General features: G+C 71.2%; 16 protein-coding genes. 10 read left to right on the forward strand and 6 right to left on the reverse strand.

All coding sequences use genetic code 11. The annotated features are described in order from the left end of the window. Positions 1-3: 3 nt before the first annotated feature. From ACZ6KF_RS15525 to ACZ6KF_RS15540, 4 genes are all read left to right on the forward strand, one after another. Positions 4-321 (forward strand): cupin domain-containing protein, encoded by a 318-nt coding sequence (locus ACZ6KF_RS15525; protein ID WP_199205941.1) that lies wholly within the window; start codon positions 4-6, stop codon positions 319-321. Positions 322-468: 147 nt separating this feature from the next. Further along, a complete protein-coding gene (locus ACZ6KF_RS15530; protein WP_019525342.1) occupies positions 469-678 on the forward strand; it encodes a DUF5326 family protein in 210 nt (69 codons plus the stop codon). A 195-nt stretch (positions 679-873) separates the two neighbouring features. Then, complete coding sequence (locus ACZ6KF_RS15535; RefSeq protein ID WP_247692120.1) at positions 874-1,704, forward strand: IclR family transcriptional regulator; 831 nt, start codon at positions 874-876, stop codon at positions 1,702-1,704. A gap of 98 nt (positions 1,705-1,802) precedes the next feature. Next, a complete protein-coding gene (locus ACZ6KF_RS15540; RefSeq protein ID WP_019525340.1) occupies positions 1,803-2,237 on the forward strand; it encodes an SsgA family sporulation/cell division regulator in 435 nt (144 codons plus the stop codon). A gap of 72 nt (positions 2,238-2,309) precedes the next feature. On the opposite strand, the gene ACZ6KF_RS15545 is transcribed toward ACZ6KF_RS15540, so the two are convergent. Then, positions 2,310-3,887, reverse strand: a complete 1,578-nt coding sequence (locus ACZ6KF_RS15545; protein WP_199205942.1) for a YibE/F family protein — start codon at positions 3,885-3,887, stop codon at positions 2,310-2,312. 254 nt (positions 3,888-4,141) lie between these two features. Between ACZ6KF_RS15545 and thiC the strand changes: the two genes are divergently transcribed. Beyond that, positions 4,142-5,956, forward strand: coding sequence for a phosphomethylpyrimidine synthase ThiC (gene thiC, locus ACZ6KF_RS15550; RefSeq protein ID WP_469238697.1), 1,815 nt, complete (start codon positions 4,142-4,144; stop codon positions 5,954-5,956). 59 nt (positions 5,957-6,015) lie between these two features. Here the strand turns inward: thiC and ACZ6KF_RS15555 are convergent, their stop codons facing one another. Then, a complete protein-coding gene (locus ACZ6KF_RS15555) occupies positions 6,016-6,321 on the reverse strand; it encodes a hypothetical protein (protein ID WP_193782715.1) in 306 nt (101 codons plus the stop codon). A 951-nt stretch (positions 6,322-7,272) separates the two neighbouring features. Here ACZ6KF_RS15555 and ACZ6KF_RS15560 point away from each other — a divergent pair. Beyond that, a complete protein-coding gene (locus tag ACZ6KF_RS15560) occupies positions 7,273-8,643 on the forward strand; it encodes a VWA domain-containing protein (RefSeq protein ID WP_048460256.1) in 1,371 nt (456 codons plus the stop codon). 63 nt (positions 8,644-8,706) lie between these two features. Here the strand turns inward: ACZ6KF_RS15560 and ACZ6KF_RS15565 are convergent, their stop codons facing one another. From ACZ6KF_RS15565 to ACZ6KF_RS15575, 3 genes are all read right to left on the reverse strand, one after another. Further along, positions 8,707-9,576, reverse strand: a complete 870-nt coding sequence (locus ACZ6KF_RS15565) for a hypothetical protein (RefSeq protein ID WP_114874118.1) — start codon at positions 9,574-9,576, stop codon at positions 8,707-8,709. 183 nt (positions 9,577-9,759) lie between these two features. Further along, positions 9,760-10,854, reverse strand: coding sequence for a metallophosphoesterase (locus tag ACZ6KF_RS15570; RefSeq protein WP_469238701.1), 1,095 nt, complete (start codon positions 10,852-10,854; stop codon positions 9,760-9,762). A 519-nt stretch (positions 10,855-11,373) separates the two neighbouring features. Further along, positions 11,374-12,486, reverse strand: coding sequence for a LacI family DNA-binding transcriptional regulator (locus ACZ6KF_RS15575; RefSeq protein ID WP_469238703.1), 1,113 nt, complete (start codon positions 12,484-12,486; stop codon positions 11,374-11,376). 438 nt (positions 12,487-12,924) lie between these two features. On the opposite strand from ACZ6KF_RS15575, the gene hisC reads away from it, so the two are divergent. The 4 genes from hisC (at position 12,925) to cydD (ending at position 20,336) form a co-directional block, all read left to right on the forward strand. Continuing rightward, positions 12,925-14,004, forward strand: a complete 1,080-nt coding sequence (gene hisC / locus ACZ6KF_RS15580) for a histidinol-phosphate transaminase (protein ID WP_163040711.1) — start codon at positions 12,925-12,927, stop codon at positions 14,002-14,004. A 284-nt stretch (positions 14,005-14,288) separates the two neighbouring features. Continuing rightward, the gene (locus tag ACZ6KF_RS15585) at positions 14,289-15,794 is read left to right on the forward strand and encodes a cytochrome ubiquinol oxidase subunit I (protein WP_102638464.1); all 1,506 of its coding nucleotides are present in this window, start codon (positions 14,289-14,291) and stop codon (positions 15,792-15,794) included. 20 nt (positions 15,795-15,814) lie between these two features. Beyond that, entirely contained in the window at positions 15,815-16,819 is a 1,005-nt protein-coding gene (gene cydB / locus ACZ6KF_RS15590) for a cytochrome d ubiquinol oxidase subunit II (protein ID WP_346157296.1), read from the forward strand. A 13-nt stretch (positions 16,820-16,832) separates the two neighbouring features. Next, positions 16,833-20,336: a thiol reductant ABC exporter subunit CydD gene (gene cydD / locus ACZ6KF_RS15595; RefSeq protein ID WP_469238706.1), complete on the forward strand. Its 3,504-nt coding sequence runs from the start codon at positions 16,833-16,835 to the stop codon at positions 20,334-20,336. Here cydD and ACZ6KF_RS15600 read toward each other — a convergent pair. Continuing rightward, positions 20,333-21,286, reverse strand: coding sequence for an IS481 family transposase (locus tag ACZ6KF_RS15600; protein ID WP_469238708.1), 954 nt, complete (start codon positions 21,284-21,286; stop codon positions 20,333-20,335). The two genes, cydD and ACZ6KF_RS15600, sit on opposite strands and share 4 nt — an antisense overlap. Between the last annotated feature and the right edge of the window lie 529 nt (positions 21,287-21,815).

Raw genomic sequence — 21,815 nt, forward strand, 5'->3', positions numbered from 1 at the left:
CCCGTGAAGGCATTCAGGCTGGACGAACTCGAAGCGGAACGCGCCGCGAACGACGGGGCGTACCTGCAGTTCGTGCGGGAACGGAACATGTCGGTCGGTCTCTACGCCCTGGACGCGGGTGCCCAGGACCCGCAGCAGCCGCACGGCCAGGACGAGGTGTACTTCGTGGTCAGCGGCCGCGCCTCGATCACCGTCGGCACGGAGACCACCGAGGTGGCGCGCGGCAGCGTCGTCTACGTGCCGGCCGGGGTGCCGCACAAGTTCCATCACATCAGCGAGGACCTGCGGGTCCTGGTGGTGTTCTCTCCGCCGGAGAGCTGAGGCAGGGACTCGGGGTTCCCTAGGGGACGGGTCAGGGGAGGACAAGGGATCCGAGGCCCCCGTCCGGCCCTGGGCAGCCCTAGCATCGAGAGCGGACATCATCGACACGACCCGGCAGGCAGCGGGCGGAGAGGTAAGGACGAGGCCATGCGAGAGATCTTCACGGGACTGCCGTGGTGGGTGAAGTGGATCGCGGTGCCGGTCATCGCCCTGGTGGTGTTCGGCGGCCTGATAGCGAGCGTGGTGGGCTTCGTCATCGGCCTGCTCTTCAAGGCGCTGGTCTTCGTCGCCCTGGTCGGCGGACTGATCTACGTGGTGCGCAAGTTCACGGCGAGTTCCTCGTCGCGCGACTGGTGAGCCGGCGGGAACCGGCGGGGCGGTAACGGGACACGCCGGTTCCCTCGGGTGGGGGAAGTTTCCGCGCAGGGCCTCCTGCGTGCGGTGACGGACGGTTAGAGTCCGGAACTCGACGCGGGGCAGGTCCCCGCGAGCGGCGACCCCACCACCCGTGTTCCCCGCACGGGCTGCCCCCTCGCGTTACGGGAGTGACCCTTGGCCACGACTGGCACCGCCCCCGCCCCACGGACCGCGGTCCCCCCGCAGCCCCGTTCGCCGGCGCCGCACACGTCGGCTCCCGGCGCGACCCTCATCGGTTCGGTCCAGCGCGCCATGCGCCTGCTGGAGACCGTCGCCGCGCACGAGCATGGCGCCCCCGCCAAGCAGCTCGCCCGGGAGACCGGACTGGCGCTTCCCACGGCCTACCACCTGCTGCGCACCCTGGTGCACGAGGGCTATCTGCGGCGCGACCGCGGGCTGTTCTTCCTCGGGGACGCCGCCGAGCGGCTCAGCAGCAGCGGAGCCCAGCAGAAACGTCGCAGCACGGTGACCGACACCCTCGCCCGCTGGCGGGACGCGGTGGGCGTCCCCGTCTACTACGCGGTCTACCGCGACGGCGAGATCGGCCTGATCGGCGTCGCCGACACCCCGGCCAGCCCGGCCGTCGAGGAGTGGGCCGACTTCCGGGAGACCGCCCACGCCCACGCCCTCGGCCAGTGTCTGCTCGCGCAGCTGGACGACGCGGCCCGGCGCGACCACCTCGACCGCTACCCGGTGCGCCCGGTCACTCCCTACACGGTGCGCGACGCCGCGAGCCTCCTGCGGCGCCTGGAACGCGTCCGGGAGACCGATGTGGTGATCGAGCGTCAGGAGTACGCGCTGGGGACGGTGTGCGCCGCGATCCCTCTCAGGGTCGGCGCCGCGGCGGCCTCCGTGGCCGTCTCATTGCCCGTGCACCAGGCCGACCGTCTCCTCCCGACGATCCAGCGGCTGCAGGCCGAAATGCGCTGCCTGCTGGGCTCGCTGGCGCTGTCTATCAGTATCTGAAAACTCACTCCTTGTGATCTGCTGTGTACGTTCAGCAAGATTCCCTTTGGTGCCAGGGTCCATGCCCGGCCAGTCCGCGGCGAATGACGGGGTAGGCGATGCGCGAATCCGTACAGGCAGAGGTCATGATGAGCTTTCTCGTGTCGGAAGAGCTTTCCTTCCGCATTCCGGTGGAGCTGCGTTATGACACCTGCGATCCCTACGCGGTGCGGCTGACCTTCCATCTTCCCGGGGACGCCCCGGTGACGTGGGCGTTCGGCAGAGAGCTGCTGGTCGACGGCGTGGGCAGGCCCTGCGGCGAGGGCGATGTGCGGGTCGCGCCGGTCGACCCCGACACCCTGGGCGAGGTGCTGATCCGGCTCCAGGTCGGGAGCGACCAGGCGCTGTTCCGCTCGTCGACCGCCCCGCTCGTGGCCTTCCTCGACCGCACCGACAAGCTGGTGCCGCTGGGGCAGGAAGGGGCGCTCGCCGACTTCGACGCCCACCTCGACGACGCGCTCGACCGCATCCTCGCGGAGCAGAGCGCCGGCTGACGCGTTGAGCCGACCGGGTGGGCCGGTGGCGTAGCACTTCAGTGAGCCCCGGCGCCCGCACCTGTGGCTGGATCAGCGTTTGCGGCGGCGACCGCGTCCGCCGCGCGCCATGGTCGGCCGGGAACCCGGCGCATTGCCGACGGCCTGGTCGTGCGCCGCCGTCTGCCCGGGCACCGGGGCACGGTCCGCCGGGCGGTCCGCCGACACGACCAGCGCGGCCAGGGCCGTGGTCACCGGTACCGAGGCCACCAGGCCGATCGAGCCGATCAGCGTGCGCACGATCTCCTCCGCGACCAGTTCGCTGTTGGCGACCGTTCCCACACCGCTCTGCGCCACGGAGAACAGCAGCAGCAGCGGCAGCGCGGCGCCCGCGTAGGCGAGGACGAGGGTGTTGACCACGGACGCGATGTGGTCGCGGCCGATGCGGATGCCCGCGCGGTACAGCGCGCGGCGGCCCATCGCCGGGTTGGCCTCGTGCAGTTCCCACACGGCGGACGTCTGGGTGACCGTCACGTCGTCCAGGACGCCGAGCGAGCCGATGATGACACCCGCGAGCAACAGACCGCTCATGTCGATGTCGGGATAGAGACCGTGGATCAGGCCGGTGTTGTCGTCGGTGTTGCCGGTAAGGGCCGACCAGTCGATGAACACCGATCCCAGGATGCCGATCAGCAGCAGCGAGACCAGGGTGCCGAGCACCGCCACCGAGGTGCGGGCCGACAGCCCGTGACAGAGGTACAGCGCGAGCAGCATGATCAGGCTCGCTCCCACGACCGCCACGACCAGCGGGTTCGAGCCCTGCAGGATCGCCGGCAGGATGAAGAAGTTGAGCACCAGGAAGCTGACCGCCAGCGCGACCAGCGCCATCACGCCCCGCAACCGGCCCACGGCCACCACGGCGAGCGCGAAGACACCGGCCAGCAGCGCCAGTGGGAAGCGGCGGTTCACATCGGCGACCGAGTACTGGAGGTCCTCCGGCGCCGAGGGCTCGTAGGCGACGACGACCCCCTGGTCCTCGCTCAGCTGCCGCGACTGGTCCGGCTGCACGATCTCGGTGAACGTCCGGCCCTTGTCCTTGCCGGTGTCGACCCGGATCGTCGCCTTCTTGCAGGTGCCGTTCGCCTGCTGCTGGGCCGAGGAACCCTCGGCGGTGGAGGTGTCACCGGTCGGGACGCCGGCCGAAGGGTTCGCGGAGGCGCAGTCCACCGCGACCACCTCGGTGACCGTGCCCTGCTGCGTCTGGCGGTCGAAGCCGACACCGGTGCGTTCGTGGGCGGGGGCGCCGCCCGGCCACAGCACGGCCAGGCCGACGAGGACCGCCGCGGTGAAGGGGATGAGGACCGCGGCGATGACCTTGCGGAGATGGCGGGAGACGGGGGCGGCCGGACCGTGACTGTGGCTGTGCCCGTGGCTGGGGACAGGGGCATGACCGTGGCCGCGCCCATGGTCGTGCCCCGTCGTCGTGGGCGGGGTGTCACCCGGCGTCCCTGGCGTGGCCGAGCCCCGGTGGGAACCGGTGTGTTCGTGCGATCCCGTGCGTCCCGGCCCGGGACCGTGCCCATGCCACTGCCCGGGGCCGTGCCCGGGCTGGGCGTCGGCACCGTGCGGTGGCTCGGACGGCGGGAACGGAGGCGGAGAGTTCGAGGTCACCGACCGATCATCGCAAGAAGGAACGGGGCCCTCTGTTCAGCACGCCAGAAATGACGCTAGCGTGGAGGCACCTTTTGTACACGCGGGAGCTCGGAGCACCGGGCTGAGAGGGCGCTGACCTCCGTCCCAGCGATGTTCCACGTGAAACATCACCGACAGCGGGTGATGTTTCACACGGGGCGTCGGCAGACGGAAGCCGCTGCGTCGACCGCCGAACCTGTTACCGGGTAATGCCGGCGTAGGGAGTAGGTCTCATGACCAACAAGGACGCACGCACGCCTGCCTCCACGCAGAACCCGACGGAGACGTCGGAGGCCGCGGAGGCCGGGAAGTCCATCGGCTGGCACAAGGCGTACGTCGAGGGCAGCCGCCCCGGCCTGCGGGTGCCGGTCCGTCAGGTGCACCTCACCAACGGGCAGTCGGTCACTCTGTACGACACATCGGGCCCGTACACCGATCCACTCGTCGACACCGACGTCCGCCGGGGACTGGCCCCGCTGCGCGAGAACTGGATCGTCGCCCGCGGCGACACCGAGGAGTACGCGGGCCGTCCCGTCCGTCCCGAGGACGACGGGATCAAGCACACCTCGCCGCGCGGGGGACTGCGCAACCTCGACGCGGTCTTCCCCGGCCGGCCGCGACTGCCGCGCCGGGGCCGTGAGGGGAAGGCCGTCACGCAGCTCGCGTACGCGCGCCGGGGCGAGATCACGCCCGAGATGGAATTCGTGGCGATCCGGGAGAACGTCTCCCCCGAGGTCGTCCGCGAGGAGATCGCGGCGGGCCGCGCGGTGCTGCCGGCCAACGTCAACCACCCGGAGAGCGAGCCGATGATCATCGGCAAGCGGTTCCTGGTGAAGGTCAACGCCAACATCGGCAACTCGGCGGTCACGTCCTCCATCGAGGAGGAGGTGGAGAAGATGACCTGGGCGACCCGCTGGGGCGCCGACACGGTCATGGACCTCTCCACCGGCCGCAACATCCACACCACCCGCGAGTGGGTCCTGCGCAACTCCCCCGTCCCCATCGGCACCGTCCCGCTCTACCAGGCGCTGGAGAAGGTCGACGGCAAGGCCGAGGAGCTGACCTGGGAGATCTACAAGGACACGGTCATCGAGCAGGCCGAGCAGGGCGTGGACTACATGACGGTCCACGCGGGCGTCCGGCTCGCGTACGTGCCGCTCACCGCCAACCGCAAGACGGGCATCGTCTCGCGCGGCGGGTCGATCATGGCGGCGTGGTGCCTGGCGCACCACAAGGAGTCGTTCCTGTACGAGCACTTCGAGGAGCTGTGCGAGATCCTCGCCGCCTACGACGTGACGTACTCGCTCGGCGACGGTCTGCGGCCGGGGTCCATCGCGGACGCCAACGACGAGGCGCAGTTCGCGGAGCTGCGCACGCTGGGCGAACTGAACCGGATCGCCAAGCGGCACGACGTGCAGACCATGATCGAGGGCCCGGGCCACGTCCCGATGCACAAGATCAAGGAGAACATGGATCTCCAGAAGGAGATCTGCGACGAGGCGCCGTTCTACACCCTCGGCCCGCTCACGACGGACGTCGCGCCCGCGTACGACCACATCACCTCGGGCATCGGCGCCGCGATGATCGCCTGGTGGGGCACGGCCATGCTCTGCTACGTCACGCCGAAGGAGCACCTGGGGCTGCCCAACCGGGACGACGTGAAGACCGGCGTGATCACCTACAAGATCGCGGCCCATGCGGCCGACCTCGCCAAGGGGCATCCGGGCGCCCAGGAGTGGGACGACGCGCTGTCCGACGCGCGCTTCGAGTTCCGGTGGGAGGACCAGTTCAACCTGGCCCTCGACCCGGACACGGCCCGTGAGTTCCATGACGAGACCCTCCCGGCGGAGCCGGCGAAGACGGCGCACTTCTGCTCCATGTGCGGGCCGAAGTTCTGCTCGATGAAGATCAGTCAAAGCATCACAGAGCAGTTCGGCGGCACGGCGGCTGCGGGGGCGACGGCCGAGGAGGTCGCGGAGGGGATGCTCCAGAAGTCGAAGGAGTTCGCGGAGGCGGGCAACCGCGTGTACCTGCCCATCGCGGACTGACGGAGGTGAGGCGGTGCCGGCGGCCATACGGATGTCGGCACCGCCGCCCTGCCGGCGGCTCAGAGCACGTCGGCTCTCCAGACCACCAGACCCGCCCGTTCCGCCTGGTCGAAACCCACCGCGAACGGCTTCTCAGCCTGGCCCGTCACCACGTGAATGCTGCACTGCGTGACGCTTTCGCCCGTCGGGACAGTCGCGAACATCCAGTCGGAAGGGCAGCCGGGGACCTCCGAGTCCACGAAACTGTGGCTCTTCTCCGGGATCTGCCGACCGTGCTGCGTGAGGAGGCGAATGCGACCGGACTGGTCGTTGTAGAGGTCCGACGTACCGGTGTTGGTGTAGGTGACCGAGACGTAGTACGGCACGCCGTGCCGCTCCTCCGCGGTGAGCGGGAGATCCGGGCCCTTGAGGTCGGCCGTGCTGCCCCGGCGTACGGGCACCAGCGTGGCCGGCAGAGGATGCCGTCCGCTTCGGCGTCGTGCCGGACGGGGATGACGTCCCCCGGCTCCGCAAGCCCGGCGGACACTGTCTCCAGGCCGCCGTCGACGGGCCAGACCGCGACGGCGCCGGTCTCGTCGAGGTAGCCGCCGGCGTAGTGCATCACCGACAGGACGCCGACGCCCTCGGGCAATGCGTAGGTCACGCAGGTCTCGTAGGAGGCGCCGGGCGCCAGTGTCTCCGGCGGGAGATTCGCGCACGGCAGATCGACTCCCCCCGGCCTCCCGCCACTGACGTGGACCTCTTGCCCGTGTTCCCAGTCGGTGCCGATGACGAGGAGATCGCTGTCCACCATGAAGGCGTCGGGGATGGTCCTCGGGCTGGTGTTGGTGACCTCGAAGGTGAGGTAGTGGGGAACCGTCCCCTTCAGCCCCTCGTCCACACGGTCCCCGCGCATGTCCCCCTCGGTGCCCCGGACCAGGCTCTTGACCGTGATCCGCACCGCGTGCGGCCGGTCGTCGGCGTCCGTGTGGACGACGTTCCGCGCGTCGGCCCTCACCGGCAGGTCGATCCAGGAGGTCGGCCTCCCCGGAGTCCGTTCCGCCGCCCCGCCCGCGTCGCTCTTCCCTGCACACCCGGCGAGGAGAGACAGCGCCACCACGCCGACGGCGGCCTTCCCGAGCCGGCTGGACAGGCGCATCGAGCTTCCTTGCTGCAGGGGTGACCGGGAGGCGCCCGGAGGACTGACGCATCGTAGGACGCCGTGAGGTGCCCCGACGGCCGGGGTGGGGGGACTGCCGGTCCCGGTTGCACGACGTGCCGGGGCGGCACCCGTGGGTCACCTCGTGGAAATCGGCGGGTGTGGGCAGACTGGGGCCATGGCTGTGTGGGCGATGAGCAAGGGGTCCAACTGTTCCGTCGAGGCGCCCGTGGTGCGGGCCGAGCTCGTATGGACGGCGGGGCCCGGGGTGCCCGACATCGACGCGTCGGCCCTGCTGCTGACGTCGGTGGGGCGGGTGCGTGACGACGGGGACTTCGTGTTCTACAACCAGCCGCGGCACGCCTCCGGGGCCGTGCGGTACCTGGGCAAGCAGCATGCCGACGGGACCGCCACCGACACCGTCGAGGTGGACCTGCGCTCGGTGGAGCCGGCCGTCGAGCGGATCGTGCTCGGGGCGTCGGCCGACGGCGGGACGTTCGGGCAGGCGCCCGGACTGGTGCTGCGGCTGCTGGACGCCGCCTCGGGCGCCCCGATCGCCCGCTTCGACATGGCGGCCGGGTCCGAGACCGCGTTCATCGGCGGCGAGCTGTACCGGAGGCAGGGCGCCTGGAAGTTCCGCGCGGTCGGCCAGGGGTACGCCTCCGGCCTCGCCGGCCTCGCCACGGACTTCGGCATCACCGTCGACGACCCCGCCCAGGCGCCCCTCGTCGCTGTGCCGCCGCTCCCTCCACCGGCCGCCCCGGCGCCGCCCCCGTCCGGCGCCACCCGCCTCAGCACGGGCGAGGAGCAGCTGCCCGTCGACATGCGCAAGCGGCTGTCGCTGCGCAAGGAGCAGGTCGCGGTCAGTCTGCGCAAGCACGGGGCCGCCGACGTCACCGCGCGCGTGATCCTCGTGCTGGACGCCTCCGGGTCGATGTCCTTCCTGTACTCCAAGGGCGTCGTCGCCGACGTCGTCGAGCGGATGGCGGCGGTCGCCGCACAGCTGGACGACGACGGGGAGATGCAGGCCTGGACGTTCGCCACCCACCCCGCCCGGCTGCCGGACCTGCGGCTCGGGGAGCTTCCCGAGTGGCTGCGGCTGCACGTCCGCGTGGGGGAGATCTCCCTGTTCCGGCGCAAGCGCAGGAGGGGCCTCGACCCGAGCCAGGCCGACATGCGCGACGTGGGCATCCAGAACGAGGAGCAGAAGGTCATCGCGGAGGTGCGCGCGTACGTACGGGAGAACCCGACGTCCGCCCCCACGCTCGTGCTGTTCTTCTCCGACGGCGGCGTCTACCGCAACGCCGAGATCGAGACACAGCTGCGTGAGGCCGTCGAGGAGCCCGTGTTCTGGCAGTTCGTGGGACTCGGGCACGCCAACTACGGCGTGCTGGAGCGGTTCGACACGCTGCCCGGGCGGCGCGTGGACAACGTCGGCTTCTTCTCCGTCGACGACATCAGCATGGTCCCTGACGCGGAGCTGTACGACCGGCTGCTGTCGGAGTTCCCGCAGTGGATCAAGGCGGCGCGCGGGGCGGGTATCCTCTGACGCCCCGGCCCCCGGGACGTACGCCGGCCGTCCGGCGTGCGCCCCGTCGCGCTGCCGTGGCGGCTACTCCGGCTGGTGTTCCGGACCTCCGAAGTCCGGGCTCGAGTAGTCCGGGCTGGAGTAGCTGGGGCGGGTGCCCCGGTGCCTCCCGTCGTCGGGGCTGGAGAAGCCCGGCCGGTCGTACCCCAGGTGCGGGATGCGGCTGGTCGGGGCGTTCGGCGCCGTGTGCTGCAGCGCCGTGGCCCCCGTCGGGTCGGCGAGCGCCTCCCGCAGGAACGGCACGATGCCCCGTTCCAGCAGCGCGTCGCGCCAGGCGTCCCTGGCCTGGGCAACCTCCTCGTCGAGTTCGCGGTACGTCCCGCCGAGCGCCGAGGGCTTGTTGCGCAGCGCGGTGAGCAGGAGGCCCGCTCCGGCGACGAGGATGGCGACCGCCGTGACCGCGCCGAACACCCAGCCGGTGGTCAGCATCGTCCCGGCGAACTCGTTCTCGGCATCGAGCGTCCGCAGCACGAAGCCGACGAGCAGGAATATCGCGGCGGCGGTCCCGGCCAGGACCGGCGCCAGGACGGCGACGACCGCCGCCACCCCAGCTCCGGCGGCCTCGGCCATCTCGCCCATCGACGCGGCGAACCCCGCCGCGCCGCCGGCGCCCGGCTCACCGGTGCCCGCGTCGCGCACGGACGGGTCGACGGTGGGCGGCCTGCGGGCCTCCTCGCGGACCTTCACGTAGTGCTGGTACTCGGTGGCCGCGGCCGCGCTGATGAGCGCGGTGGCGCTGAGCGCCATCGTGCGCAGTTGCTCCGAGTTGAGCCGCTGTCCCACCGCGGCCAGCTCCGGGTTGTGTGGTGCGGAGCGCAGCGCCTCATCGAGAATCCGCTCGTAGTCCTGGCGGTCCTCGCTCAGCAGGTGCTGCGGAACGCTGTTCATGTGCATCCCCCGATGCTCCGTAGGGCTTGGGGCTCGGCATGCTGACGAGCCGTCGGGCAGAAACGGAGGGGAGCCTGCTACGGATAAGCCGATGGTAGAGCGGTGACGGCGCGCGGTGACAGGGGGTCTGCGGAAATTGCCGTCCCCGGGATGCGGCCGAGGGGCGCCTCAACAGGGCCGGCGCACCCCTCAGTCGGTCAACGGCAACTGCCGTACCAGCAGTTTTCCTGCCATCGTCACGCCGCCGTCCATCGCGATGGCGAGTCCGTCGGCGTACACGTGCGGTTCGGCCACCGTGGGGCCGCCGTCGTCCTCGCCGTCCTCGGAGCCGACTTCGCCCAGCAGATACGGGATCGGGCTGTGGCCGTGAACGACCCGGGTGCCGCCGTACGTATGGAGCAGGGAACGCACCGCGTCGGCACCGCCCTCGTCCCGGAAGGAGAACCGCTTGGTGAACTTGCGGAACAGGTCCCAGACCTCGTCGGCGTCGTTGCGGGTGAGGGTCTCGCGGACCGTGTCGTTGACCTCTTCGATCGAACGGCCGTAGTCGAGGTAGGCGGTGGTGTCGGAGTGCAGCAGCAGATGGCCGTCGACCTCCTCGACGGCGTCGAGGCGTGCCATCCACTGCAGGTGGTGGTCCTGGAGGCGGTCCATGTCGGTCTTCTGGCCGCCGTTCAGCAGCCAGGCGGCCTGGAAGGTGGCGGTGCCCGCACCGGAGTTGACGGGCGTGTCGCCGAACCGCTTCGCGCCGAGCAGCAGCAGCTCGTGGTTGCCCATGAGGGCCTTGCAGTACCCGCCGGCCGCGGCGGCCTCGGCGGACAGCCGCATCACCAGGTCGATGACGCCGATGCCGTCCGGACCGCGGTCGGTGAAGTCGCCGAGGAACCACAGGCGCGCGGTGCCGGCGCACCAGTTGCCCGCGGAGTCGATGAGTCCCTGCTCCTGGAGGGCGGCCACCAGCTCGTCCAGATAGCCGTGGACGTCGCCGACCACGTACAGCGGGCCCTTGCCGGTGGCGGGCTGCGGGGCGGGCGCGGGCACGGGGTCGACGGTCACCTGGACCGTGTCACCCCGGTTGATGACGGGGAGGTCCCGCTGGGTCGGCGTGTACCCCTCCGGGTACGCCTCCTCGGCCGGCGGGACGACGTCACCGGGGTGGGTGCTGCTGTGGAGGTACGGACCGGTCTCGTGGACGTACGCGGGCACCCGGAAGTCGCGCAACGTCGCCGTCCGCTCCACCTCGGGTCCCTGACCGGCCCCCTGAGTCATCGACCCCTCCACCATCGCGCCGCATCTGCACCGCGTCGGACTGCCTGGTCGCAGCGGCCCGCGGTGTCGTGGGCCCATCATAGGAATGCGGATCGCGCCGTGTGATGACCCAGGGGTGGTGAATCAGAACAGGACTCCGGTTCACCGAGGTTTTCGCCCCGTTTGCGGGGGTCTCCGGCCTGTCGAATGGTGTTCGACACCGGCGCCCGGTCGTCCCCCGGACGTTCCATGAACGTCCGACCGGGGTTCGCCCGGTGCCCGGCCGGTGGTCCGGATTCCGCTTCCGGGCCGGTCCCGCTGCCCGAGGCCGTCGTCCTGCTTCCGGTTCGTCCCCTCGTCATTCCTGCGGCGCGCACTCCGCGTGTCACCCCCCGGGGCGCGCATCCCCGCGCCCGCCTCCGGCGACCGGACCGTTCCGCAGGACGGCCGGTCCGTCTTCCCCGGGAGCCCTGAGCGGGCCGGGTTCCGCCTCGCCTCACCCCTCCGGAAGCGGGGCCTCCTCCCTGGCCCTCCCAACTTCGCGCCCCCGGGTGTTCATGTGCCGTGCGGCGACCTCGGCGGGCTGACCGTCGTGCGGGGCGGCCGGCGCTGCGACGACCTGCGCACGATCAGCTCGGTCGGTATCACCTGCTCGACCGGCTGGTCCGAGTCGACGCCCTCGATGGCGTCGATCAGCAGCTGCACCACCGCCGTGCCGATGCGGCGGGGTTTCAGGGAGAGTGTGGTGACGGGCGGCTCGGTGTTGGCGTACACCGTGGACTCGCTGCAGCAGACGATGAGCAGGTCCTCCGGCACGCGCAGCCCGTAGCGGCGAGCTGCGGCGAGCAGGTCCGTGCCGTTGGGGTCGAAGAGGCCGTAGACCGCGTCGGGGCGGTCCGGGCGGGCGAGCAGCCGGTCGGCGGCGACGGCGCCCGCGCACGGGTCGTGCGCCGGGTACGCCTCGTACACCGGGTCCTGCCCCATCCGCTCGCACCAGCGCAGGTAGGCGGTGGTCGACAGGTGGGTGTACGTGTCGGTGGTGGTGCCGGTCAGCAGGCCGATGCGGCGGGCGCCGGCGTCGGCGAGGTGGTCGAGGATGCCGAGCACGGCGGCCTCGTGGTCGTTGTCGACCCAGGCCGTGACCGGCAGGGAGCCGGCCGGGCGGCCGTCGGAGACCACGGGTAAGCCCTGGCGGACCAGCTCGCTGACCACCGGGTCGTGGTCGGAGGGGTCGATCACCACCGTGCCGTCCAGGGCCACGTTGGACCACACGTCGTGACGCGAGGTCGCGGGCAGGATGACGAGGGCGTAGCCGCGGGCGAGCGCGGCCGACGTGGCGGCCCGCGCCATCTCGGCGAAGTACGCGAACTCGGTGAAGGTGAAAGGTTCATCCCCGTACGTCGTCACGGTCAGGCCGATGAGTCCGGACTTCCCGGTGCGGAGCGTACGGGCGGCGGCCGAGGGGCGGTACCCCAGTCTGTCGGCCACCTCGCGGACGTGGCGCCGGGTGGCGTCCGGGAGCCGGCCCTTGCCGTTGAGGGCGTCGGAGACGGTCGTGATGGAGACTCCGGCGGCGGCGGCCACGTCCCTGATGCCCGCTCGACCCGGCCGGCTGCCTCGGCGTGAGGTTTCCGCGCGGCTCACCTGGTGCTTCCCTGCTGCTGTCATGGCGAGCCGATAGTAGGGCTCATACGGTGGGGTAGGGCGGACGCATATGCACGCGTTGACAGGCACGTTTCTGCATGATCATTTCGCGTCGATCACCATGGAAACCATGGGTGTTGAACGGTTCAATGCCAGTCCCTGACGTGTCCGTGCATGCACGCCTGGCGAGGGTGCGATGTTGCGAAGAGGTCTCAACTCACCTGCACGGGTGACGCGCGCCACGGCGCGAACCACCGGCGCATAGATATATGTGCGGCGCGCCCCTGACCCGCACGCCCTTCGCACCCGTACGAGCGATGTTTCCCGTGTTGTCCATGTGACGCAGGAGGAGGAAAGCCCGTTCGTCGCCCCTGTACGCAGCGGGGCCGAATCCTCATAAGGTGAGCAGTATTGGATGTCGGCGGCGGTCATGGGCCGCCGGTCTTCGCGAGGAGGACTGCGGTGAGCGAGACGAGCCCCAAGCTGCGCGCCGAGCTGGAGGGGATCCCCACCTACAAGCCGGGCAAGCCCGCGGCGGCCGACGGGCCGGTGGCGTACAAGCTGTCCTCCAACGAGAACCCCTACCCGCCGCTGCCGGGCGTGATGGAGACGGTGACGGCCGCCGCCTCCTCCTTCAACCGCTACCCGGACATGGCCTGCACCGCCCTCACGGCCGAGCTGGCCGAGCGGTTCGGGGTGCCGGCGTCCCACGTGGCGACGGGCACCGGCTCGGTCGGCGTGGCCCAGCAGCTGCTGCAGGCCACCTCGGGCCCCGGCGACGAGGTGATCTACGCCTGGCGCTCCTTCGAGGCGTACCCGATCATCACGCAGATCAGCGGCGCCACGTCCGTCCAGGTCCCGCTGACCGAGGGCGACGTGCACGACCTGGACGCGATGGCCGACGCGATCACCGGGCGGACCCGGCTGATCTTCGTCTGCAACCCCAACAACCCGACCGGCACGGTGGTGCGCCGCGCCGAGCTGGAGCGGTTCCTCGACCGGGTGCCCCGCGACGTCCTGGTGGTGCTGGACGAGGCCTACCGCGAGTTCATCCGCGACCCCGAGGTGCCGGACGGCGTGGAGATCTACCGCGAGCGGCCCAACGTCTGCGTCCTGCGCACCTTCTCCAAGGCCTACGGTCTCGCCGGGCTGCGGGTCGGTTTCGCCATCGCCCACGAGCCGGTGGCCGCGGCGCTGCGCAAGACGGCGGTGCCGTTCGGCGTGAGCCAGATCGCCCAGGAGGCGGCGGTCGCCTCGCTGCGGGCCGAGGACGAGCTGATCGGCCGGGTCGGCTCCCTGGTCTGCGAGCGCAACCGGGTGGTGGACGGGCTGCGCGCCCAGGGCTGGACGGTGCCCGAGACCCAGGCCAACTTCGTGTGGCTGCGGCTGGGGGAGCGCACCGTGCCGTTCGCGCAGACGTGCGAGCAGGCGGGCGTGGTCGTCCGGCCGTTCCCCGGCGAGGGCGTTCGGGTCACCATCGGTGAGACGGAGGCGAACGACATCTTCCTGAAGGTCACCGAGGAGTTCCGCGCCCGGGGCTGACCTGCGGCGACAGCAGGCCCGACCAGCACGGACGAGGAGCGGCCGGCGGTTGATCCGCCGGCCGCTCCCGTGCGTCCGGGACCGGCCGCGGGGCCTCGTCGGGGCGTGCCCGGAGAAGGGGCTGACGTCACACAGGACCCCCCTTCCAGGTCGGAAAAGCAGTAGGTCATAATTGCTTGTGAATGTGAACGCGTTCACAAGCGCATCCCGTTTCTCCCGAGATGGCCGGGGATGGAGCGGGCCCCGCGCGGCTGCTGCACCACGGCGAAGTAAGGAGCGACGACGTGGATCTGGCTCTGGCGCCGGAGACCCTGGCGCGATGGCAGTTCGGCATCACCACCGTCTACCACTTCCTCTTCGTTCCCCTGACGATCTCGCTCGCCGCCCTCGTCGCCGGGCTGCAGACCGCCTGGGTGCGGACGGAGAAGGAGAAGTACCTCAGGGCGACGAAGTTCTGGGGCAAGCTCTTCCTGATCAACATCGCGATGGGCGTCGTCACCGGCATCGTGCAGGAGTTCCAGTTCGGGATGAACTGGTCCGACTACTCGCGCTTCGTCGGTGACGTCTTCGGCGCCCCGCTCGCCTTCGAGGCGCTGATCGCCTTCTTCTTCGAGTCCACCTTCATCGGCCTGTGGATCTTCGGCTGGGACCGGCTGCCGAAGAAGATCCACCTGGCCTGCATCTGGATGGTGTCGATCGGCACGCTGCTGTCGGCGTACTTCATCCTCGCCGCCAACTCCTGGATGCAGCACCCGGTCGGCTACCGGATCAACGGCGAGAAGGGCCGTGCCGAGCTCACCGACTTCTGGCTGGTGCTCACCCAGAACACCACGCTCAACCAGGTCTTCCACAGCTTCTCGGCGGCCTTCCTCACCGGCGGCGCCTTCATGGTCGGCATCGCGGCCTTCCACCTGATGCGCAAGAAGCACATCCCGGTGATGCGCACCTCGCTGCGGCTCGGCCTGGTGACCCTGGCGGTCGGCGGACTGTTCACCGCGATCAGCGGCGACACCCTGGGCAAGGTCATGTACGAGCAGCAGCCGATGAAGATGGCCGCCGCCGAGGCCCTCTGGGACGGCGAGGAGCCCGCTCCCTTCTCCGTCTTCGCCTATGGCGACGTCGACAAGGGCCACAACGAGGTCGCCCTGGAGATACCCGGCCTGCTGTCCTTCCTCGCCCACAGCGACTTCGAGTCCTACGTGCCCGGGATCAACGACACGAACGAGGCGCTGCAGGAGAAGTTCGGGCCCGGCGACTACAAGCCCATCGTGCCCGTCGCCTACTGGGGCTTCCGCTGGATGATCGGCTTCGGCATGGCCTCCTTCTCGGTGGGCCTGCTGGGGCTGTGGCTCACCCGGAAGAAGTTCTTCCTGCCGGCCGCGTACCGCACCGGTGAGGACGAGGTGCCGCACCTGGTGCTGCTGAAGAAGCCGCTGGGATCCCGGCTGACCCGGCTCTACTGGCTGGCCGCGGTGTGGACGATGGCCTTCCCGCTGATCGCCAACGCCTGGGGCTGGATCTTCACCGAGATGGGCCGTCAGCCCTGGGTCGTCTACGGCGTGATGCGCACCGAGGACGCGGTCTCCCCCGGCGTGTCCCAGGCCGAGGTCATCACCTCGATGACCGTCTTCACCCTGCTCTACGCCGTGCTGGCCGTCATCGAGGTCCGGCTGCTCGTCAAGTACGTCAAGGCGGGGCCGCCCGAGCTGAGCGACTCCGACCTCAACCCGCCCACGAAGCTCGGCGGCGACGTCCGTGACGCCGACAAGCCGATGGCCTTCTCGTACTAGGCCGAGGGAGCTGCACTGTCATGGAACTGCACGACGTCTGGTTCGTCCTCATCGCCGTCCTGTGGACCGGCTACTTCTTCCTCGAGGGCTTCGACTTCGGGGTCGGTGTCCTCACCCGGCTGCTGGCCCGGAACCGGGCCGAGAAGCGGGTGCTCATCAACACCATCGGCCCGGTGTGGGACGGCAACGAGGTCTGGCTGCTCACGGCCGGTGGCGCCACCTTCGCCGCTTTCCCCGAGTGGTACGCCACCCTCTTCTCCGGCTTCTACCTGCCGCTGCTCGCCATCCTGATCTGCCTGATCGTCCGCGGGGTCGCCTTCGAGTACCGGGCCAAGCGGCCCGAGGAGAACTGGCAGCGCAACTGGGAGACGGCGATCTTCTGGACCTCGCTGCTCCCGGCGTTCCTGTGGGGTGTCGCCTTCGGCAACATCGTGCGGGGGGTCAGGCTCGACGCCGACTTCGAGTACGTGGGCACCGTCTGGGACCTGCTCAACCCGTACGCCCTGCTGGGCGGTCTGGTCACGCTCACCCTGTTCACCTTCCACGGCACGGTCTTCACGGCGCTCAAGACGGTCGGGGACATCCGGGAGCGGGCGCGGAAGCTGGCTCTGCAGGTGGGTGTGGTCACCGCCGTGCTGGCGCTGGTCTTCCTGCTGTGGACGCAGGTCGAGAACGGTGACGGGGCCAGCCTGGTCGCGCTCGGTGTGGCGGTCGCCTCCCTGGTCGCCGCCCTGGGAGCCAATCAGGCGGGACGCGAGGGATGGGCGTTCACCCTGTCCGGCGTCACCATCGTGGCCGCGGTGGCCATGCTCTTCCTGACGCTGTTCCCGAACGTCATGCCCTCCACCCTGGACCCCGAGTGGAGCCTGACCGTCACCAATGCCTCGTCCAGCCCGTACACGCTGAAGATCATGACCTGGCTGGCGGTCGTCGCCACCCCGCTGGTGCTGCTCTACCAGGGCTGGACCTACTGGGTCTTCCGCAAGCGGATCGGCACCCAGCACATCGCCGACCTCGTGCACTGAGGGTGTGTTTCACGTGAAACCAATCGACCCCCGCCTCCTCCGGTACGCGCGTGCCACCCGGGGTTTCCTGGCAGCGGTCGTCGGCCTCGGGGCCGTCGGCGCGGGGCTGGTCGTCGCCCAGGCCATGCTCATCGCCGAGATCGTGGTCGGCTCCTTCCAGGACGGCCGGCCCGCCGGTGACCTGCGCACGCCCCTGCTGCTGCTCGTCGCGACGGCGGCCGGCCGGGGCCTGGTCGGCTGGCTGACCGAGCTGGCCGCGCACCGGGCGAGCGCCGCCGTGAAGTCGGAGCTGCGGGGGCGGTTGCTGGACCGGGCGACGGCCCTCGGGCCGGGCTGGCTGGACGGCCAGCACACCGGGTCGCTGGTCACCCTGGCTACCCGGGGTGTCGATGCCCTCGACGGCTACTTCTCGCGATATCTCCCCCAGCTGGGTCTCGCGGTGGTCGTCCCGGCCGCCGTGCTGGCGCGCATCGTCACGGAGGAGTGGGTGTCGGCGGCGATCATCGTCGGCACCCTGCCCCTCATCCCCGTCTTCATGGTGCTGATCGGCTGGGCCACCCAGAACCGGATGGACCGTCAGTGGCTGCTGCTGTCGAGGCTGTCCGGGCACTTCCTGGATGTCGTGGCCGGGCTGCCGACGCTGAAGGTCTTCGGGCGGGCCAAGGCGCAGGCCGAGTCGATCCGCACCATCACCGCCGAGTACCGGCGCGCGACCATGCGGACGCTGCGGATCGCCTTCATCTCCTCGTTCGCGCTGGAACTGCTCGCCACCCTCTCCGTGGCGCTGGTCGCCGTGACCATCGGCATGCGCCTGGTCCACGGTGAGCTGGACCTGTACACGGGTCTGCTCATCCTGATCCTGGCGCCGGAGGCGTATCTGCCGCTGCGCCAGGTGGGGACGCAGTACCACGCGGCCGCGGAAGGGCTCGGCGCGGCCGAGGAGATCTTCACGGTGCTCGAGACGCCCGTGCCCACGGAGGGGAAGGGCACGGTGCCGCAGGGCGCCCTCGCCTTCCAGAACGTGACCGTCCGGTACCCCGGCCGGATCTCGGACGCCGTGACGGACGTGTCGTTCACCGTCGCCCCCGGTGAGACGGTCGCCCTGGTCGGGCCCAGCGGGTCCGGGAAAACCACTCTGCTCAGCGCGGCGCTGGGTTTCGTCCGTCCCGACGCGGGCCGGGTGAGCGTCGGCGGGGCCGACCTCACCGGACTCGGCCTCGCCGAGTGGCATTGCCGCGTCGCCTGGGTGCCGCAGCGGCCCCATCTGTACGCCGGGACGATCGCGGAGAACGTCCGGCTCGCCCGCCCCGACGCGGACGACGCGGCGGTGCGGCGCGCGTTGCGGGACGCGGGCGCGCTGGACTTCGTGGACGCCCTCCCCCACGGCGCCGGCACCGTACTCGGTGAGGACGGTGCGGGGCTCTCGGCCGGGCAGCGGCAGCGGCTCGCGCTGGCCCGCGCGTTCCTCGCGGACCGGCCCGTGCTCCTGCTCGACGAGCCGACGGCCGCCCTCGACGGGGCCACGGAGGCCGAGGTCGTGGCGGCGGTACGACGCCTGACGGAGGGCCGGACGGTGCTGCTCGTGGTGCACCGGCCGGCGCTGCTCGCCGTCGCCGACCGTGTGGTCCGGCTGCCGATGCCCGAGGGCCGCGACGAGGCGGCCGTGGCCTCGGGCCGGACGGAGGCACACGCGACGTCCGGCGCGGCGCCCGAAGCGGGCTCCGGGACGACCGAGCCGGTCACCGACGCGCCCGCCGGGCCGGCTCCCGGCGGTGTGCTCGCCCGGGTCCGTGCCCTGTCGGGCGCCCGGCGGGGGAGGATCACGCTCGCGATGCTCCTCGGCGCCCTCGCCCTGGGCAGCGCCGTCGGCCTCATGGCCACGTCCGGCTGGCTCATCTCCCGCGCCTCGGAACAACCGCCGGTGCTGTACCTGATGATGGCCGTCACCGCGACGCGCGCCTTCGGCATCGGCCGGGCCGTGTTCCGCTACGCCGAGCGGCTGGTGTCCCACGACGCCGTGCTGCGCATGCTGGCTGACACCCGGGTCGCGGTCTACCGGCGGCTGGAACGCCTCGCGCCCGCCGGACTGCGCGGCACCCGCCGGGGCGACCTGCTCACCCGGCTGGTCTCCGACGTGGACGCGCTCCAGGACTACTGGCTGCGCTGGCTGCTCCCGGCCGGCGCCGCCCTCGCCGTGTCCGCCCTGTCCGTCGGCTTCACCGCGTGGCTGCTGCCCGAGGCCGGTGCCGTGCTCGCGGCCGGGCTTCTTGCGGCAGGCGCGGTCGTGCCGCTGCTCACCGTCGCTGTGGCGCGGCGCACCGAGCGCCGGCTGGCCCCGGCCCGCGGCGACCTCGCCACCCGGGTGACCGACCTGCTCAGCGGCACCGCCGAGCTGACCGTCGCCGGGGCGCTGCCCGCCCGGTCCGAGGGGACGCGGCGGGCCGACGGGGTGCTGACCCGCATCGCGTCGCGGTCCGCCGCCGTCACCGGTCTCGGCGACGGGCTCACCGCGCTGATCTCCGGGCTGACCGTGGCCGCCGCCGCGCTCGTCGGCGTGCAGGGCGTGACCTCCGGGCGGCTCGACGGCGTGGCCCTGGCCGTGGTGGTCCTCACCCCGCTGGCCGCGTTCGAGGCGGTCCTCGGCATGCCCCTCGCCGTGCGGTACCGGCAGCGGGTGCGCCACAGCGCGGAGCGCGTGTACGAGGTGCTGGACGCGCGGCCGCCCGTACGTGAGCCGGAGACGCCCCGACAGGCGCCCGTCTCACCGTTCCCGCTCACCTTCAGGGGACTCACCGCCCGCCACCCCGGGCAGGACCGGGACGCGCTCGCCGGGCTGGACCTGACGCTGGAGCGGGGCCGCCGCGTCGCGGTGGTCGGTCCCTCCGGCTCCGGGAAGACGACGCTCGCCCAGGTGCTGCTGCGGTTCCTGGACCCCGGCGCCGGCAGCTACACGCTCGCGGGTGTGGACGCCCGCGCCCTGGACGGGGACGACGTACGGCGCATGGTGGGGCTGTGCGCGCAGGACGCGCACCTGTTCAACAGCTCCGTCCGGGAGAACCTGCTGCTGGCGCGGAAGGACGCCACCGAGGCCGACCTGCGCGACGCGCTCCGCCGGGCCCGGTTGCTGGACTGGGTGGACGGGCTGCCGGACGGGCTGGACACGCTGGTGGGCGAGCACGGCGCGCGGCTGTCCGGGGGGCAGCGGCAGCGGCTCGCCCTGGCGCGGGCCCTGCTGGCGGACTTCCCCGTGCTGGTGCTGGACGAGCCCGCCGAGCACCTCGACCTGACGACCGCGGACGCGCTCACGGCCGATCTGCTGGCCGCCACCGAGGGCCGCACCACCGTCCTCGTCACCCACCGGCTGGCCGGGCTGGAGGCGGTGGACGAAGTGATCGTGCTGGAAGCGGGACGGGTGGCGCAGCGCGGACCGTACGAGGAACTGCGTGCCGTCGACGGGCCGTTGCGGGACATGGCGCTGCGGGAGGAGGAGGCGGGGGCACTGGTCGCGGTGTCCTAGTTGTATTGCCTCGTGAGGTTGGGGACGCGGCTGGCGGGTGGTTGGCCCTTCAGCGCGGTGTGTCCGCGGTGGTGATTGTAGGTGTGCAGCCAGCCGGGGAACGCTTCGCGTCGTTCGGTCTCCGAGCGGTAGGGGCGGGCGTAGGCCCATTCGTCGAGGAGGGTGCGGTTGAAGCGTTCGACCTTGCCGTTGGTCTGCGGCCGGTAGGGGCGGGTGCGCTTGTGGGCGATCCCGGCCGCGGTGAGCAGGTCGCGCCAGTCGCGTGAGCGGTAGCAGGAGCCGTTGTCGGTCAGGACTCGCTCGACGGTGATGCCGGCCTGGGTGAAGAACGCCTGGGCACGGGTCCAGAAGCCGGTGGCGGTCTCCTTCTTCTCATCTGTGTGGATCTCGCTGTAGGCGAGGCGGGAGTGGTCGTCGACGGCGGTGTGCAGGTAGCTGTAGCCGGTGCCCGCGCGGGTCCTGCGCCCGGCCTGGCGGCCCAGCACCTTGTGTCCGCCGCCGTCGGGGATGTTGCCGAGCTTTTTGATGTCCACGTGGACCAGTTCGCCGGGGCGGTCACGTTCGTAGCGGCGTATGACCCGGCCGGTGGCCCGGTCCAGGTGGGTGAGGCGGGCCAGGCCGAAGCGGGTCAGCACGCGGTGCACGGTCGAGGGCACCAGGTGCAGCAGGTGTGCGATGCGGGCCGGTCCCCAGCGGCGCAGGACGCGGACCTTGATGATCCGGCGCTCGGTGCGGGTCGGGGTGCGGCGCGGGCTGGTACGCGGGCGGGAGGAGCGGTCGCTCATGCCGGCTTCGCCGAACTGCCGGTAGCGGTCGGCCCAGCGCCGGGCGGTGGTGGGCGAGACCTGGAAGCGTTCCGCAGCTCGGCGCAGGGGCCAGTTGTCCTCGACCACGCAGCGGGCCAGGCGCAGCCGTCCGGTCTCGGTCAGGGGTGCATTACGGTGGGGCACGAGGGCCTTTCGCTCAGGTGTAGACGTCGCAATCCACACCGAACCGGAAGGCCCTCACCTGTTCAAGATCCCTCAGCCGAGACCTGGCTCACCCGTCCACAACCTCCCGAGACAGAACACCTAGCCGACGCCCGCGCACACACGAGGGGGCCGCCCCGGCACAGCGTCGGGACGGCCCCCTCCGGCACGTCAGACGAGCCAGCCCACGAGGTGGACGACACCGGCGAGCAGCTCGGTCAGAACGTTCATGGCAGATCCTCCTGTGAAGGTGCATCGCGTACGTGGGACTACGCACGCTCCACGCGCCGGAACGCGTGGGGGACATGCGCAAGACACCGGTCTGCAGCCCGTTGCTTGCGCCCTACAAGGATCATCGAGTCACGCGGGCCACGGCAGCCACATGAGCATCGGGCACCCGATCCGGGGAGTGCCTGACCGCCAGTTCGATTCCGGAAGGACGCGGCAGCGAACTCACGTTGACGCCTCGTCAGTGTCGCCGGGCTTCCGGCGGCCTCCGAAGCATCCGTCC

The sequence above is a fragment of the Streptomyces sp. NPDC046379 genome, assembly GCF_055587785.1.